The organism is Bacillus sp. 105MF, assembly GCF_000374885.1.
Taxonomy (GTDB): domain Bacteria; phylum Bacillota; class Bacilli; order Bacillales; family Bacillaceae_G; genus Bacillus_A; species Bacillus_A pseudomycoides.
The window spans coordinates 1-15,358 of sequence record NZ_KB895613.1 but is presented as its reverse complement, the minus strand read 5'-3'; the positions used below and the strand labels follow the sequence as shown (position 1 = coordinate 15,358).

Annotated in this window: 16 protein-coding genes, 1 tRNA gene, 3 rRNA genes, 1 other RNA gene and 1 other annotated feature; of the genes, 4 read left to right on the top strand and 17 right to left on the bottom strand. The window is 37.2% G+C overall.

Annotated elements, in window-relative coordinates; translation table 11 throughout:
• The 8 genes from C564_RS0128905 to tadA all read right to left on the bottom strand — a co-directional run.
• Positions 1 to 91: ribosomal RNA gene (locus C564_RS0128905) — 16S ribosomal RNA — on the bottom strand; the annotation flags it as partial.
• Between the two features lie 232 nt (positions 92 to 323).
• A complete protein-coding gene (locus tag C564_RS0128900) occupies positions 324 to 593 on the bottom strand; it encodes a pro-sigmaK processing inhibitor BofA family protein (RefSeq protein WP_018767822.1) in 270 nt (89 codons plus the stop codon).
• Positions 594 to 828: 235 nt separating this feature from the next.
• On the bottom strand, positions 829 to 1,050 hold the full coding sequence (locus tag C564_RS0128895) for a YaaL family protein (protein WP_003194164.1): 222 nt from the start codon (positions 1,048 to 1,050) through the stop codon (positions 829 to 831).
• 14 nt (positions 1,051 to 1,064) lie between these two features.
• Positions 1,065 to 1,661, bottom strand: a complete 597-nt coding sequence (recR, locus tag C564_RS0128890; RefSeq protein WP_003194165.1) for a recombination protein RecR — start codon at positions 1,659 to 1,661, stop codon at positions 1,065 to 1,067.
• Between the two features lie 17 nt (positions 1,662 to 1,678).
• Positions 1,679 to 2,005 (bottom strand): YbaB/EbfC family nucleoid-associated protein, encoded by a 327-nt coding sequence (locus C564_RS0128885; RefSeq protein ID WP_170957107.1) that lies wholly within the window; start codon positions 2,003 to 2,005, stop codon positions 1,679 to 1,681.
• Between the two features lie 25 nt (positions 2,006 to 2,030).
• The gene (gene dnaX / locus C564_RS0128880) at positions 2,031 to 3,719 is read right to left on the bottom strand and encodes a DNA polymerase III subunit gamma/tau (RefSeq protein ID WP_018767821.1); all 1,689 of its coding nucleotides are present in this window, start codon (positions 3,717 to 3,719) and stop codon (positions 2,031 to 2,033) included.
• Positions 3,720 to 3,852: 133 nt separating this feature from the next.
• An RNA gene (gene ffs, locus C564_RS35735) (signal recognition particle sRNA large type) lies at positions 3,853 to 4,117 on the bottom strand.
• A gap of 78 nt (positions 4,118 to 4,195) precedes the next feature.
• A complete protein-coding gene (gene tadA / locus C564_RS0128875) occupies positions 4,196 to 4,693 on the bottom strand; it encodes a tRNA adenosine(34) deaminase TadA (protein ID WP_018767820.1) in 498 nt (165 codons plus the stop codon).
• A 332-nt stretch (positions 4,694 to 5,025) separates the two neighbouring features.
• Between tadA and C564_RS0128870 the strand changes: the two genes are divergently transcribed.
• The 3 genes from C564_RS0128870 to C564_RS0128860 all read left to right on the top strand — a co-directional run bounded on the left by C564_RS0128870 (position 5,026) and on the right by C564_RS0128860 (position 6,993).
• Positions 5,026 to 5,565, top strand: a complete 540-nt coding sequence (locus C564_RS0128870; protein WP_018767819.1) for an isochorismatase family cysteine hydrolase — start codon at positions 5,026 to 5,028, stop codon at positions 5,563 to 5,565.
• Between the two features lie 121 nt (positions 5,566 to 5,686).
• Positions 5,687 to 6,322 (top strand): deoxynucleoside kinase, encoded by a 636-nt coding sequence (locus tag C564_RS0128865; RefSeq protein ID WP_018767818.1) that lies wholly within the window; start codon positions 5,687 to 5,689, stop codon positions 6,320 to 6,322.
• A gap of 2 nt (positions 6,323 to 6,324) precedes the next feature.
• Positions 6,325 to 6,993 carry a deoxynucleoside kinase gene (locus C564_RS0128860; protein ID WP_018767817.1) on the top strand — a complete coding sequence of 223 codons (669 nt, stop codon included), beginning with the start codon at positions 6,325 to 6,327 and terminating at the stop codon, positions 6,991 to 6,993.
• 35 nt (positions 6,994 to 7,028) lie between these two features.
• Here the strand turns inward: C564_RS0128860 and C564_RS0128855 are convergent, their stop codons facing one another.
• The 7 genes from C564_RS0128855 to guaB all read right to left on the bottom strand — a co-directional run bounded on the left by C564_RS0128855 (position 7,029) and on the right by guaB (position 13,952).
• Positions 7,029 to 7,412, bottom strand: coding sequence for a DUF3797 domain-containing protein (locus C564_RS0128855; protein ID WP_018767816.1), 384 nt, complete (start codon positions 7,410 to 7,412; stop codon positions 7,029 to 7,031).
• Between the two features lie 167 nt (positions 7,413 to 7,579).
• Positions 7,580 to 7,672: transfer RNA gene (locus C564_RS0128850), tRNA-Ser, on the bottom strand.
• A gap of 136 nt (positions 7,673 to 7,808) precedes the next feature.
• Positions 7,809 to 9,083, bottom strand: a complete 1,275-nt coding sequence (serS, locus tag C564_RS0128845; protein WP_003194183.1) for a serine--tRNA ligase — start codon at positions 9,081 to 9,083, stop codon at positions 7,809 to 7,811.
• A gap of 50 nt (positions 9,084 to 9,133) precedes the next feature.
• Positions 9,134 to 9,355, bottom strand: a binding site (T-box leader).
• A 54-nt stretch (positions 9,356 to 9,409) separates the two neighbouring features.
• Positions 9,410 to 10,000, bottom strand: a complete 591-nt coding sequence (gene pdxT, locus C564_RS0128840) for a pyridoxal 5'-phosphate synthase glutaminase subunit PdxT (RefSeq protein WP_018767815.1) — start codon at positions 9,998 to 10,000, stop codon at positions 9,410 to 9,412.
• A 17-nt stretch (positions 10,001 to 10,017) separates the two neighbouring features.
• A complete protein-coding gene (pdxS, locus tag C564_RS0128835; protein WP_018767814.1) occupies positions 10,018 to 10,905 on the bottom strand; it encodes a pyridoxal 5'-phosphate synthase lyase subunit PdxS in 888 nt (295 codons plus the stop codon).
• A 159-nt stretch (positions 10,906 to 11,064) separates the two neighbouring features.
• A complete protein-coding gene (locus C564_RS0128830; protein ID WP_018767813.1) occupies positions 11,065 to 12,384 on the bottom strand; it encodes a serine hydrolase in 1,320 nt (439 codons plus the stop codon).
• 104 nt (positions 12,385 to 12,488) lie between these two features.
• On the bottom strand, positions 12,489 to 13,952 hold the full coding sequence (guaB, locus tag C564_RS0128825; protein WP_018767812.1) for an IMP dehydrogenase: 1,464 nt from the start codon (positions 13,950 to 13,952) through the stop codon (positions 12,489 to 12,491).
• A gap of 115 nt (positions 13,953 to 14,067) precedes the next feature.
• Between guaB and C564_RS0128820 the strand changes: the two genes are divergently transcribed.
• Entirely contained in the window at positions 14,068 to 15,063 is a 996-nt protein-coding gene (locus C564_RS0128820) for a YaaC family protein (RefSeq protein WP_018767811.1), read from the top strand.
• A gap of 40 nt (positions 15,064 to 15,103) precedes the next feature.
• Here the strand turns inward: C564_RS0128820 and rrf are convergent.
• Both rrf and C564_RS0128810 read right to left on the bottom strand, forming a co-directional pair.
• Positions 15,104 to 15,219 (bottom strand): 5S ribosomal RNA (gene rrf, locus C564_RS0128815).
• A gap of 50 nt (positions 15,220 to 15,269) precedes the next feature.
• A 23S ribosomal RNA gene (locus tag C564_RS0128810) occupies positions 15,270 to 15,358 on the bottom strand; the annotation flags it as partial.

Here is a 15,358-nt window from a genome sequence, read left to right as displayed (position 1 = left end):
TAAGAGCAAGCTCTTAATCCATTCGCTCGACTTGCATGTATTAGGCACGCCGCCAGCGTTCATCCTGAGCCAGGATCAAACTCTCCAATAAAGTTAGTTTGTCTAGCATCTAAAATAAAAATTGACGTTTCACGTTGTTTGTTTCGTTTAGTTTTCAAAGTTCAACATCGCGTTTCAGCGACTTTTATAATATAACATTTCTCAATCACTTCGTCAACTTCTTTTTTTCTCGTGTCGTTGACGACGCTTATTAATTTATCACATTAACAATTAATAAGTCAACACTATTTTTCACTTTTTTAAAATAAATGCCAAAATGTTATTCATCCTGGCATTATATATAATTTAATGATAACTAAAGCACAAATACCCGGTACCCCCAAAATGCTAGAAATAGAAGCTGTACCAATATTAATTGGAATATGAAAACCAAAATATGTTCCAATCACATTAACGGCAAACAATAATACTACACCTATCATTACTTTAACGAATATCTTTCCTGTGAATTGCAACGGTTTCACTGAGGCGCCAAAAATCAGCAAAACAAATACCAAAGCAAGAATTCCACCAATAATCAATGTAGAGTTCATTTTCCCCCTCCTTATATAACCTATACACTCTATTTGTATGGGACAAGGAAACAAAAAATACCGTTCAATTATTTTATTCAGTGTGGAGATTCATCCCTACTAATTATTAGTTCTCACTGATCAGGATTTTACGAGCAATTGATCACTTATAATTCCGCTGCATTTTTAGATTGAGATTTCGCCGCCCGAGAATAATAGTATAAAGAAAAGACCCTATTTTAAAAAACAGGGTCTTTTACCATTGCTCCATTTTTACAGGACGCCTTTTTGCCTCTTTTAGTAAGAAAAAGTATTTTGCTTCTGCTATTTTCAAAGAACATAGTACATCTTGAGATGGTTCGACACTTTGTTCTACCATCCTTTTTTGACGTAACCACTCATTCTTCACTTTTTCTAATGCAGCAATTAACTTATCATCATATTCTTTTCGCAACTTGCCCTTTTTTTGAAAAAACATTTTGATTTCTCCTCTTATATTTCTCTACGGCCTTCTAGAGCCTTCGATAGCGTTACTTCATCCGCATATTCTAAATCTCCACCAACGGGAAGACCATGCGCAATACGAGTCACTTTAATACCTGTCGGTTTTAAGAGGCGGGAAATATACATCGCTGTAGCTTCCCCTTCAATATTCGGGTTCGTTGCTAAAATAACTTCTTGTACAGTTTCATCTTGTAACCTTTTTAATAACTGTGGAATATTAATGTCCTCCGGTCCAATTCCCTCCATTGGTGAGATTGCACCACGAAGCACATGATAGACACCTTGATATTCTTTCATTTTTTCCATCGCGATTACATCTTTTGCTTCCTGTACAACACAAACAACCGATTGGTCACGATGTGAATCATCACAAATATAACAAGGATCACGATCTGTAATATGTCCACAAACAGAACAGTATGTTAAATTCCGCTTTGCATTTACAAGTGATTTAGCAAAATCTAATACGTCGTCTTCTTTCATATCTAACACGAAGAAAGCCAATCGGACTGCCGTTTTCGGACCAATCCCTGGCAACTTCATAAAGCTATCGATAAGCTTCGAAATCGGTTCTGGATAATGCATATATCAATATCCTCCTACTAGAACATTCCACCTGGTAAGTTTAAGCCTTTTGTGAATTGCCCCATTGTAGAGTTTGAAAGTTCCTCAGCTTGCTTAAGTGCATCATTTGTTGCAGCTAACACAAGGTCTTGTAACATTTCGATATCTTCTGGGTCTACAACTTCTTCTTTAATTTTCACTTCAAGAATTTGCTTGTGACCATTTACAATAACGGTAACCATTCCGCCGCCAGCTGTACCTTCAACTGTTTTTTCACCAAGTTCCTCTTGTGCTTTCGCCATTTGCTTTTGCATTTTTTGCATTTGTTTCATCATGTTATTCATATTTCCCATTCCGCCACGCATCATAATAAATTCCTCCTAATTGTTGTTATTCTTTTATTTCAATAAGTTGTTGCCCTACTAATTTTACCGCCTCTTCTACGAGAGGATCTACTTTTTGTTCCGCAGCTTCTTCTGAATTCCCACCTTCACGTTGTAAAAATTCTTCGCGAATTTTCCCCCACTCACTCTTTGGAATTGCAATCATATTCAACCTTTTACTCAACAATTCAAAAAGAATTTGTTCTACGGTATCCATTGCATCACGATTTTCACTTGCCATTTTGCAATGTATCTCATATTGGAAAGCTAACACATAAGAATCTTCAGAAGCTGCAACTGGTTCACTATTCTCTAATAATACAGCAAACGCTACTTTATTATAGGATTTAAGTCTTCCTAGCAACTCACCCCATATACCTTTTAATTGCTCTAAATCTTGGCGTTTCGCTTGCTTTAATACTTCATGTACCCGTCCAACAGGTATTTTCATACTTCCTGTCCGCACAGGTTTTGGCGTTGTACGTGTCTCTCTTACTTCCTGTTGCGCACCAGCTGGCACACCATTCTTCTTCACATGTTCTAGTTCTTTTTCTAGTTGTTGCATTCTATTCATAATTGCTTGCAAACGGTCTGCACCATTCGTCTGCACCATAAATTGCTGGCAAAGTTGCACCATAACAACTTCTAAGAAAATCCGCGGATGATTTGTCCACTTCATCTCCTGTTGCCCCTTACTGAGCGTATGAATAATTTCATAAATCATCTCAGGTTGCATCGCTTCACTTAGCATACGAAACTGGTCATCTACAATTACCCGTTCTAACATATGTTCCAATTGTGGTGAAGTTTGATATAAGAGCATATCACGATAATAGTAAATGAAATCTTCCATAAAACGAACTGGGTCTTTTCCTTTACTCATCATATCATCAATAATACGCAATGCTCTTGATACATCATTCTCGCGTATGCATTCTACAAGGTTACCTAAATATTGTTGAGAAACAGAACCTGTTACCGCTAAGACATCTTCAGTCGTAACTACTTCATCGCTATAAGAAATAGCTTGGTCGATCAGACTGAGTGCATCACGCATACCACCCTCAGCAGCACGCGCAACAATTTGTAATGCTTCATCTTCTACCTTTGTACCTTCATTTGTAACAACCGTCGCTAATCTCTCTACAATATCATGTACTGATATCTTCCGAAATTCAAAACGTTGACAGCGTGAAATGATTGTAGGTGGGATTTTATGAGGCTCTGTAGTCGCTAAAATAAAGATAACATGTTGTGGGGGTTCTTCTAACGTCTTTAAAAGCGCATTAAAAGCTCCCATAGAAAGCATGTGGACCTCATCAATAATGTATACTTTATATCTCACTGCACTTGGGGCATACTTTACTTTATCTCTTATATCTCGAATTTCATCTACACCGTTATTTGAAGCCGCATCAATTTCTAATACATCCGAAATAGACCCTTGTGTAATGCCTAAACACGCAGGGCATTCATTACAAGGTTCAGCTACTGGAGCATGCTCACAGTTAATTGTCTTTGCAAATACTTTTGCAATTGTCGTTTTACCTGTTCCTCTCGGGCCTGAAAATAAATAAGCATGCGAAGCTTTCTCTTGAAGAAGGGCATTTTGCAACGTTTTTGTTACGTGCTTTTGACCGACTACATCTTCAAAATTTTGCGGTCTCCATGTTCGGTATAACGCTTGGTATGACACGAAAATACGGCCTCCCTCAAAGGTTATTATCTTGTATATTATAACCCATTCTGTTTATAGATTCCAAAAGTTATTTTCTATACAAAAAACCCACCTCTTTATATAAGGTGAGTTTTGTATACATATATAACTGCCGTGCACCTTCTGTCGATTACGTACCATAAGCGTTACTTAAGCAGTTAGCTCGGTTCAGGCACTCCTGCGGCACACGAGAAAACCCGCTTATTGCTGCTTCCTTCCGGACCTGACAAAGTTCACGGGGTCCCGTTGCGCAGGACCCAAACGTCAACACCACTTACTTAAGGCAGGCCTTACAGTAACATAACCTCGAGAAGGGATTCGGCCTCGCTAGAGCGGATTGCGAGTACAGGGCACCGCTACCTCCCCGCTTAGCACGGCAAAGTTAAAACCAATATTCGGTTGCCTTAATGAAGGCAATATCAGTATAACTTGTTTCTTCATAAATTGCAAATATGTTAAGCATCTGTATTTTTATCCAATTTTTCCTTCTTCTCTTTCCTTTTTTTACGAAGCTCTCTAAAAAAATTCGTTAACAACATGCCACATTCTTCTTCCATCACACCAGATACTACTTCACATTGGTGATTAAAACGCTCGTCCGTTAAAAGATTCATTAAAGTGCCTGCACATCCACCCTTTGGATCACTTGCACCATATACGACACGTTTTACACGGGATAACACAATTCCACCTGCGCACATCGGACATGGTTCTAATGTAACGTATAACGTTGCATTTTCTAAACGCCACGTACCTAACTTTTTACAAGCTTCATCTATAGCTAATAACTCTGCATGAGCAATTGATCGTTGCTCTGTCTCTCTTAAATTGTGAGCAACGCTGATTACTTCCCCACCGAGTACAATAACAGCTCCAATCGGAACTTCTTGTATTTCTTCAGCTTTCTTCGCTTCTTCTATTGCAAGCTGCATAAAATAAATATCTTGTTCCATAATACAGTCCTCTCATTACGAATAAAGTATTATAACCCTTTACTACTATATCAATCCATTTTGATTTTTGGACATATAACCCCCTGCTACGCAGAACAAAAAGTAAACTCCACTCATTTTATCCTTTTGTTTTCACTTGACATGGCGTAGGAAAAGGACCTGACCGCCTCTACCTATGATCGGATTCTCTCTCCAGCCCAAAAAGGAAGGTTTTATGTCAGTTTTTCAATTTATATTTATATACATACTATTCAATTACACTTCTCCTTACAGATACGGGATAACTTTCACACATTCAATCCACTCTAAAGAAAAAGGAAGGGTGATTACATATGAAAAATACCGCATTGCTCATTATTGACATGATTAACGACTTCCAATTCTCGCATGGACCAACCCTTGCACAAAAATGTCAAATAATTACAGAGCCTATTTTACACTTAACACGAACAATGAAAATGAATGGTTATCCTGTTATTTATATTAACGATCATTATCAACTATGGAGAGCTGATATCGATCAACTTATTACTCATTGTACAAATGATTATAGCAAAAATATTATACAAGCAATCGCTCCCGGGGCAGATGATTATGTGTTTATTAAACCACATTATTCAGCATTTTATGAAACTCCCTTAAATTCTTTATTAGGACATTTAAAAGTTGAAAAACTTATCATAACAGGGATTGCAGGAAACATCTGCATCCTTTTTACAGCCAATGACGCTCATATGAGGAACTATACTCTATATGTACCTCAAGATTGCACTGCTTCTAACTCTGATCAAGATAATAAACACGCTTTAAAAATAATGGAAACAACATTAAAGGCAAATATTACACCCTCTTTTCAATTAAAACTTGAATAGCATGCGTCGATTTCCCAACTTTTTATGACAAATTAGTCCGCTTGCTTCCCTCTTGTGCTACAATAATTCTGTTTTGTGCTTTGTATTTACAGGAAATTATGAATTGAAAGGAGGAAACAGCGTGACCGGAGTACCATTTATTACGGTCGAAGGACCTATCGGTGTTGGAAAAACTTCACTAGCGAAGGAAATTTCAACTCACATGCAACTCCATTTATTAAAAGAGATTGTCGATGAAAATCCTTTCTTAGGGAAATTTTATGAAAACATTGAAGAATGGAGTTTTCAAACAGAAATGTTCTTTCTTTGCAATCGCTATAAACAATTGGAAGACATTAATATAAAATACTTGAGTCAGCGTAAACCAGTGGTAGCAGATTATCATATACTTAAAAATTTAATTTTTGCATCTCGCTCATTAAAAGACGCTCAATATGACAAGTACATGCAAATTTATCGTATTCTTACGCAAGATATGCCCGTACCAAATGTCATTGTATATTTAACAGCAAGTCTAGAAACATTACAAAAACGAATTGCAATGCGTGGACGTGAATTTGAGAAAAACATGGATCCAAATTACTTACTACAACTCACTAAAGATTATGAAACGGCAATGGATGCTTTTAAAAAGGACCATCCTGATATTCCAGTATTAAAATTCAATGGAGATAACATGGATTTCGTGAAGAACAGTGACGATCTAAATGTAATTTTATCCACTCTCCAAAATACACTCTTAAAGGGGACGAAATAGCAATGAATTTAAGGCAAAAGTATGATATACCAAATGATGCAGTAATTACAATTGCTGGTACAGTTGGCGTTGGTAAATCAACTATGACAACCGCACTTGCCAATGCTTTAGGTTACCGAACATCATTTGAAAAAGTAGATTCAAATCCATATTTAGATAAGTTCTATGCTGATTTCACGCGCTGGAGCTTTCACTTACAAGTTTATTTTTTAGCAGAAAGATTTAAAGAACAAAAAAGAATTTTCGAATACGGCGGTGGCTTTGTACAGGATCGTTCTATCTATGAAGATACTGGCATTTTTGCGAAAATGCATCACGAAAAAGGAACAATGACAGAAACAGATTATGAAACATACAAAGGGTTATTCGATGCAATGGTTATGACACCTTACTTCCCGCACCCAGACTTATTAATCTATCTAGAAGGTTCTTTTGATGATATCGTCAGTCGTATTCAAGAACGTGGTCGCCCTATGGAACAACAAACTCCAATTGAGTATTGGCAAGAAATGCACGGACGTTATGAAAACTGGATTAATAACTTTAATTCTTGTCCTGTCCTACGCTTAAATATTAATGAATACGATATTTTAAAAGATGAAGACTCAATTGAACCAATTATTAAGAAAATTGGTCATTTCTTAAAACAAACACGTAAGCTTGTAAAATAAAAAACCCGTGCAAATGCACGGGTTTTCCTATTAACTTACTTTTTCTTTTTCGTTGGAGCAATAATTTCGCTCTCTGGTTTCCCAGCATTAATACGCTGACGAACCGTACTTGTACTAATATCATATGTCTCAGCAATTTCTTTAACGGTCATTTCTTTTCCATTAATGATTGCTGTTAATACTTTACCAGTACGTTTTGGAGCTACTTCTTTTTTTGTAGTTTGTTTCGTTGCTTCTACTTTTCTCAATTCTTTCTTCACATTACAAGTACAACCGCAAAGTTTACGGAATGTATCATCACTTATAATACGTGATACGTTTGCACCACTATTTAAAATTCTATTGTTCTTACAGACTGGACATTGTACATAGTATAAAGTTTTTCCATCTAAAGGAAACGTTTGTATAATAAGATCCATGTTGACTCCTTTCATATCTATGAAGATAATCATCGGAATATGAGTGTTTCATAAGGCGTTTTCCCGCCTTACATCATACTTTCTGATTGGTTTTAAAATAAAAACTCGTTACGTGTTGGTAACGAGTTCTCCAATCTCCACTTATATGCGCTGTTGTCAATTATATCTGGAGGAGGTAGAGGGATTCGAACCCCCGCGCGACTCTCGCCGCCTGTCGGTTTTCAAGACCGATCCCTTCAGCCAGACTTGGGTATACCTCCATATTGACATCAAATATAATATCAAAAGAAAAACAGTTAGTCAAGTACACTATAATAAATTATAGGAAAAGGAAAAAACAATCCCCTTTTCCTACATTTTTTTACTGACAACACTCATACCGATGAAAGTTTCAATTTATTTAATAACTGTTTTTCCTCCCATATAAGGGCGAAGAACTTCTGGAATTATAATTGTACCATCTTCTTGTTGATAGTTTTCTAAAACAGCTGCAACTGTACGTCCGATTGCAAGTCCAGATCCATTTAGTGTGTGAACAGGTTCTGGTTTTGCATTCGGCTCACGACGGAAGCGAATATTCGCACGTCTTGCTTGGAATGCTTCGAAGTTACTACAAGAAGAAATCTCACGATACGTGCCATAGCTTGGAATCCATACTTCAATATCGTATTTCTTCGCTGCTGTAAATCCTAAATCTCCTGTACACATGCTCATAACACGATATGGTAGACCTAATAATTGTAACACGCGTTCCGCATCATTTGTTAATTTTTCTAATTCTTCATAAGAATCTTCTGGTTTAACAAATTTCACAAGCTCAACTTTATTAAATTGATGCTGACGGATTAAACCACGTGTATCGCGTCCAGCTGATCCTGCTTCAGAACGGAAACAAGAGCTAAATGCTGCATAACGAATTGGTAATTGCTCTGAACTTAAGATTTCGTCACGGTGCATGTTTGTTACAGGAACCTCAGCTGTAGGAATTAAGAAATAATCTTCACTCTCAATACGGAACGCATCTTCTTCAAACTTTGGAAGTTGTCCCGTTCCTGTCATACTTGCACGGTTTACCATATACGGAGGTAAAACTTCTTCATATCCATGTTCATCAGTATGAAGATCCAGCATAAAGCTAATTAAAGCACGTTCCAATCTTGCACCTGCACCTTTATAGAATACAAAGCGGCTTCCCGTTACTTTAGCAGCACGCTCAAAATCTAAAATTCCTAAATCAGTTGCAAGATCCCAGTGAGGTTTTGGTTCAAAGTTAAATTCTTTTACTTCTCCCCAAGTACGCGCTACCACGTTATCATCTTCTGTTTCGCCAATTGGTGCAGACTCATGTGGGATATTTGGAATAGAAAGCATTAATCTCTCTAAATCTTCTTCAACTATACGAAGTTCGTTATCAAAATCCTTTACCTTTTCCCCTACTTCACGCATCTCTAAAATTAATGCCTCTGCATCTTTCTTTTCGCGCTTTAACACAGAGATTTGTTGAGACACTTCATTACGTTTACTTTTCAATTCCTCTGTTTGAACAAGTAGCTCTCTTCTTCTTGTATCTAATTCTTCAAAACGACCGAAATCAGTTAAATCTTCACCTCTATGCTGTAACTTTGCTTTTACTTCTTCAAAATTCGCACGTAAAAATTTAATATCAAGCATTATATATTCCTCCTTTTATTTTATAAAACACAAAAACTCCCGTCCCTGTAAAAAGGGACGGGAGTTAACCCGCGTTGCCACCCTAGTTGAAAGCAATATTGCTTTCCTCTCAAGTAGAAATAACGACTCTTCACCGGAAATGTTTACTAATCATAAAGATATTCCACATTTCATTCCAGGATGGATTCACAAACTGTTTCTATCGGTTTCCACCAGCCACCGACTCTCTATAAGAAACAACATTTGTTACTATTTCCTATCAACACGTTTATTTTATAAAATTGTTACCATCAATTTACTATAATCTTACACAAGTTGCAAGTTACTTATACAACTTTTTTCATTTTCTCCTCTTTCACCATCTGTACAAAATATGCTGTAACACGATGGTCATCCGTTAACTCCGGATGGAAAGAAGCTGCTAAAAATGGCCCTTGTCTTACTGCTACCATTCGGTCATTGTGCATAGAAAGAATTTCTACTTTATCCCCTACACTTACAACGTATGGCGCACGAATAAATACACCAATAAAGTCTTCCCCTACACCTTTTATCGAAAGGGAAGCTTCGAAGCTATCCTTTTGGCGTCCAAACGCATTACGTTCAACTGTAATATCCATAGCACCGATGTGGGATTCTTCATAACCAATAAGATTGTTTGCAAGTAAAATCATACCTGCACACGTACCGAACATTGGTTTACCAGATTTCGCAAATTCACGAAGTGCCCCCATAAAATCGTACTTATCAATAAGACGGCGCATTGTTGTACTTTCACCGCCTGGCAAAATAAGACCATCAATTTCTTCAAGTTGCTCCACACGCTTTACAATTACAGCATCTGCACCACTTGCTTCAACTGCCTTTACATGTTCGCGAACAGCTCCTTGAAGACCTAATACACCGACTTTAACCATTTGAAAATCTCCTTTAATTACCAACCGCGTTCTTGCATGCGTTGTTCTGGTAATAATGTTGAAATTTCGACACCTTTCATTGCAGTACCTAATCCTTTAGAAAGGCTTGCAATTAGCTCATAATCTTCATAATGTGTCGTTGCTTCAACAATAGCACGTGCAAATTTTTCTGGGTTTTCTGATTTGAAAATACCAGATCCTACGAACACACCATCTGCACCAAGTTGCATCATTAATGCAGCATCTGCCGGCGTTGCTACACCACCTGCTGCAAAGTTTACAACTGGTAGGCGACCAAGACGTTTGATTTCAAGTAATACTTCATAAGGAGCTCCAGTATTTTTTGCATATGTCATTAATTCGTCTTCACGTAGGCTTACAACTTGATGGATTTCTGCGTTTACTTGACGCATATGACGTACTGCTTCTACAATGTTCCCTGTTCCAGGCTCGCCTTTTGTACGAAGCATAGATGCACCTTCCGCAATACGACGCGCTGCTTCTCCAATATCACGACATCCACATACAAATGGAACAGTGTAATCACGTTTATTTAAATGATATACTTCATCAGCTGGAGTTAATACTTCACTCTCATCAATGTAGTCTACCCCTAATGATTCCAGTACACGTGCTTCCACGAGGTGACCAATACGGCATTTTGCCATAACTGGAATTGATACAGCACTCATAACTTCTTCAACAATTGTTGGATCTGCCATACGTGCAACGCCACCTGCTGCACGAATATCTGCAGGAACGCGCTCTAGTGCCATAACAGCAACTGCGCCCGCTTCCTCTGCAATTCTTGCTTGCTCAGCGTTAACTACGTCCATGATAACGCCGCCTTTTTGCATTTCTGCCATTCCACGTTTTACACGTTCTGTCCCTGTTACATTTGTCATGTACAAAAACCTCCCTAGGTGAATTGCTTTTCCCCATTAACGGCGAAAATTGAGAATACTCTTACATTCTACCACTAACTATTAGAGGCTTGTCCACTACTTTTTCATAAAGTCGGTATGAAAAATAGGAATAAAAAAAGCTCCTACAACGAGGAGCTCTTAAAACCAACCTTTTACTGTATCAACAGCACTGTTCCAAATACCACTAAAGAAAGAACCGATACCACGCATAGAACGTACAAACCAGTTTGCCTTTTCTACTTCTGATTTTGTAATAAGATCTACTTGTAATGATTTACCTGATAGGAATCCAGGATCATTATTATCTTTAGGTGATATAATCATTTGACCAAGTGTTGTACCTTTTTTAATTGGTGCTTCTTTATCTTTACTTACGTCTTTAAATTCTGTTTTATAGACGTCTTTACTTCCTTTTAACATCGGAAGCGCAATTGCTTGTTTAGTCTGAATTGTTACATCTTTATCTTTCGCATTTTCTACTCGTACAGTTTCATGTCCTTTTACCGCAGATCCTTTTGGATATACCTTTTTCACTTCAAAGTTTGTAAAACCGTAATCAAACAATTTCTTTGTTTCGTCAAAACGTGCTGTATGAGAATTTGTTTTAATAACGACAGAAATTAAACGCATACCATTTCTTTCAGCTGTACCTGTAAAACAATCTCCAGCTTCTGGAGTAGATCCTGTTTTCAAACCATCTACACCTTCATATTCCTTAACTAATCCTTTTAGCATCCAATTCCAGTTATCCATTTTAACAGGGTATTTTCCACCTTCTTGGAATACTTTTTTCGGAATTTTAGCTGTTTCTAATACTTTTGGAAAATCTTGAATAAGATGTTGTGCTAAAATTGCACAATCTCTAGCAGACATTTTATTTTCCTCGTCTGGAGTTGTACCTTCAGGTTGTTGTCCTTTTAAATCATGATTTGTTAAGCCAGTAGAGTTTACGAATTTATAATTCTTCAATCCAAGCTCTTTTGCTTTATCATTCATCATTTTTACGAAATCTGCTTCTTTACCTGCAATTGCTTCAGCTAAAGCAATTGTTGCTCCGTTTGCAGAATAAATTGCCATCGCTTCATATAGCTCTTTTACCGTGTAAGAGCCACCATTTTCTAATGGAACGTTTGATAATGAGCGATCTTGTGAAATCATATGTGCGTATTCAGAAACTTTTACCTTTTGGTCCCACTTAAGTTTTCCTTTAGCCACCGCTTCATTAACTAAGTATTCACTCATCATTTTTGTCATACTAGCAATCGCTAATAATTCATCTGCATTTTTTTGATATAAAATTTTTCCAGAATCTGCTTCTACTAAAATTGCTGCTCCTGCTTCAACATTTAAAGCAGCACCTGTTTCTGCCGATGCACTACCATATGTAACAAACATGCTACAAAATAGTGTAAGCACTGTTACCATTGCAATAAATCGCTTGCAAAACATACCTTTCACTTTTGTTACCCCCAATATCTTTGTACTCACATAACCGTTATTCTAACATAATCAAAAAAAAATAGACAGAGATATCAAATCTCCATCTATTTACATATAAGACATTATAAAGAGTAATTTGGTGCCTCTTTTGTAATTTGTACGTGATGTGGGTGACTTTCACGTAAACCAGCACCTGACATACGAATAAATTGTGCATTCTCACGTAAGAATTCTAAGTCATTTGCTCCGCAATACCCCATACCTGCACGTAAACCACCAACTAATTGGTGAACTGTATCAGCTAAAGGCCCTTTATATGGCACACGGCCTTCGATACCTTCTGGAACAAGTTTTTTATTACCTTCTTGGAAGTAACGATCTTTACTTCCTTTTTCCATTGCTCCAACAGAACCCATACCACGATACACTTTAAATTGGCGACCTTGGTAAATTTCAGTTTCTCCTGGACTTTCAGCTACACCAGCAAACATACTACCAAGCATTACAACGTGTGCTCCTGCTGCTAAAGCTTTTACCATATCACCAGAGTATTTAATACCACCATCAGCAATGACTGGAATACCGTGCTTACGAGCTTCTGTCGCACAATCATATACAGCTGTTAATTGTGGTACACCAACACCAGCTACAACGCGTGTTGTACAAATAGAACCTGGTCCAATACCAACTTTGATAACATTTGCACCTGCTTCAATTAATGCGCGTGTCGCTTCAGCTGTGGCAACGTTACCTGCAATAATATTTAGTGTTGGGTACTTCGCACGAACTTCTTTCACCTTCTCCATAACACCTTGAGAATGTCCATGAGCTGTATCAAGTACAATTACGTCTACGTTTGCTTTTACTAATGCATCAATACGAAGAATAGCGTCTGCAGTTACACCAACTGCTGCTCCAACTAACAAACGACCTTGCTTGTCTTTTGCTGAGTTTGGAAACTCAATTACTTTTTCAATATCTTTAATTGTGATAAGCCCTTGTAATACACCGTTATTATCAACAAGAGGGAGCTTTTCAATTTTATATTTCTGTAGGATCTTTTCAGCTTCTTCTAGCGTAGTGCCAACTGGAGCTGTAATCAACTTTTCTTTTGTCATTACATCGGAAATTTTAATAGAGTAGTCTTGAATAAAACGCATATCACGGTTTGTAATAATACCAACTAATTTTTGCTCTTCTAAGTTATTTACAATTGGTACACCTGAGATACGATATTTTCCCATAAGATGCTCTGCATCATATACTTGATGATCTGGAGTTAAAAAGAAAGGATCTGAAATAACGCCGCTTTCAGAGCGTTTTACTTTATCAACCTGCTCAGCTTGTTGCTCGATAGACATATTCTTATGAATAACTCCTAAACCACCTTGACGTGCCATTGCAATAGCCATATCAGCTTCTGTTACTGTATCCATTCCTGCGCTAATTAAGGGAATGTTTAACTGCAAGCTTTCAGATAGAACTGTCTTAACACTTACTTCTCTTGGCAATACATCCGACTTCGCTGGTACAAGTAATACATCATCGAATGTCAAACCTTCTTTAACAAATTTAGATTCCCACATAATTGTTCCCCCCATGATACCAGAAATTATTATTAGTAGCTTAACAATTGGTTAAAATACTGTCAAGAAAGTGCGTAAATGTTAGAATTTTTAGATAATAAAAGGAGCGTAATATATGCATCATACATCTCATACTTGGCAGCAATTAAGTTTCTTTTTTTCATCCCAACATGTACAGCGTTATCTTGCCCGCTGTTATGAAAAATTACCTATTGAAAACGCTGAAAAAAAAAGCTTCGAAAATTGTTACCCTTTTATTTATTACTTAGAGCACGGAAAAAGTTATTATGAATTATGTAAAACTGCACCTTTTTCAATCCAACCTATGCTGTTATTTTATGGAATGAGTCAACTTTTAAAAGCGTGCTTATTAACTGTTGATCCTAACTATCCAGAAACAACAACAGTTTTGGCACATGGAGTAACAACACGTAAACGAAAAAAACAAGGATATCAGTTTTTAGAGGATGAGGTTAAAGTGCAGAAGAATGGATTATTCACCCATGTTGCAGAACGGATGTTTCACATGAAACACTTGGAGGCCGAGAAATTTATTATGTTAGAACTAATGGGGAAAATCCCCGAATTAGAAACCTTATTCCAGTATAGTCAAAAAGAGAAAATGTTATATAAGGTTCATACGGTAGACGAACATCATATTTCATTTTCTTCCAACATACTTGATCGTCTACATATGACGAAAGAGCGTTTTTCTCGTTACATAGAAACATCTTGTAAACATCTCAGTATACAGTACACACCAAGTGAAACCTTTGAATCTGATCTACTATTCTCAGCTTCCACTAAAACATGGAACCCTTTGTACAGTACACCTTTATCTTTTGATTGCAATACCAGCACTTACTATTTGCCAATAACTAAAGACGTAAGAAGTTGTAAATTATTCTTACCAGAACCACTCATACATTATTTATTGCTCTACAATTTAAGCATGATTTCTCGCTACGAGACCGACTGGTGGTACGACTTATTAGGAAGCTATGCCTCCGAAGATTACCCATTTATTTATCAATTTTTAGGAATCTCTACAAAGAAAATCCCTTACTATGTTTTACTGTTTTTACTAGGTCAACAATTCCCTATTTCTTAGGAAATAAAAAAGCACGAGTCAAATGACTCGTGCTTTAATTGCTTGGCGACGTCCTACTCTCACAGGGACAAGGTCCCAACTACCATCGGCGCTAGAGAGCTTAACTTCCGTGTTCGGTATGGGAACGGGTGTGACCTCTCTGCCATCATCACCAAACTATTGAAGGTATATTCCTTCAAAACTAGATAACATTTGCTTCATATTATATGGTTAAGTCCTCGATCTATTAGTATTCGTCAGCTCCACATGTCACCATGCTTCCACCTCGAACCTATCAACCTGATCATCTTTCAGG

Coding starts and splice junctions, on each gene's coding strand:
- C564_RS0128900 (WP_018767822.1), bottom strand. CDS start 593: ATGAACTCTACATTGATTATTGGTGGAATTCTTGCTTTGGTATTTGTT.
- C564_RS0128895 (WP_003194164.1), bottom strand. CDS start 1,050: ATGTTTTTTCAAAAAAAGGGCAAGTTGCGAAAAGAATATGATGATAAG.
- recR (WP_003194165.1), bottom strand. CDS start 1,661: ATGCATTATCCAGAACCGATTTCGAAGCTTATCGATAGCTTTATGAAG.
- C564_RS0128885 (WP_170957107.1), bottom strand. CDS start 2,005: ATGCGTGGCGGAATGGGAAATATGAATAACATGATGAAACAAATGCAA.
- tadA (WP_018767820.1), bottom strand. CDS start 4,693: ATGGAACAAGATATTTATTTTATGCAGCTTGCAATAGAAGAAGCGAAG.
- C564_RS0128870 (WP_018767819.1), top strand. CDS start 5,026: ATGAAAAATACCGCATTGCTCATTATTGACATGATTAACGACTTCCAA.
- C564_RS0128860 (WP_018767817.1), top strand. CDS start 6,325: ATGAATTTAAGGCAAAAGTATGATATACCAAATGATGCAGTAATTACA.
- C564_RS0128855 (WP_018767816.1), bottom strand. CDS start 7,412: ATGGATCTTATTATACAAACGTTTCCTTTAGATGGAAAAACTTTATAC.
- serS (WP_003194183.1), bottom strand. CDS start 9,083: ATGCTTGATATTAAATTTTTACGTGCGAATTTTGAAGAAGTAAAAGCA.
- pdxT (WP_018767815.1), bottom strand. CDS start 10,000: ATGGTTAAAGTCGGTGTATTAGGTCTTCAAGGAGCTGTTCGCGAACAT.
- pdxS (WP_018767814.1), bottom strand. CDS start 10,905: ATGACAAATGTAACAGGGACAGAACGTGTAAAACGTGGAATGGCAGAA.
- guaB (WP_018767812.1), bottom strand. CDS start 13,952: ATGTGGGAATCTAAATTTGTTAAAGAAGGTTTGACATTCGATGATGTA.
- C564_RS0128820 (WP_018767811.1), top strand. CDS start 14,068: ATGCATCATACATCTCATACTTGGCAGCAATTAAGTTTCTTTTTTTCA.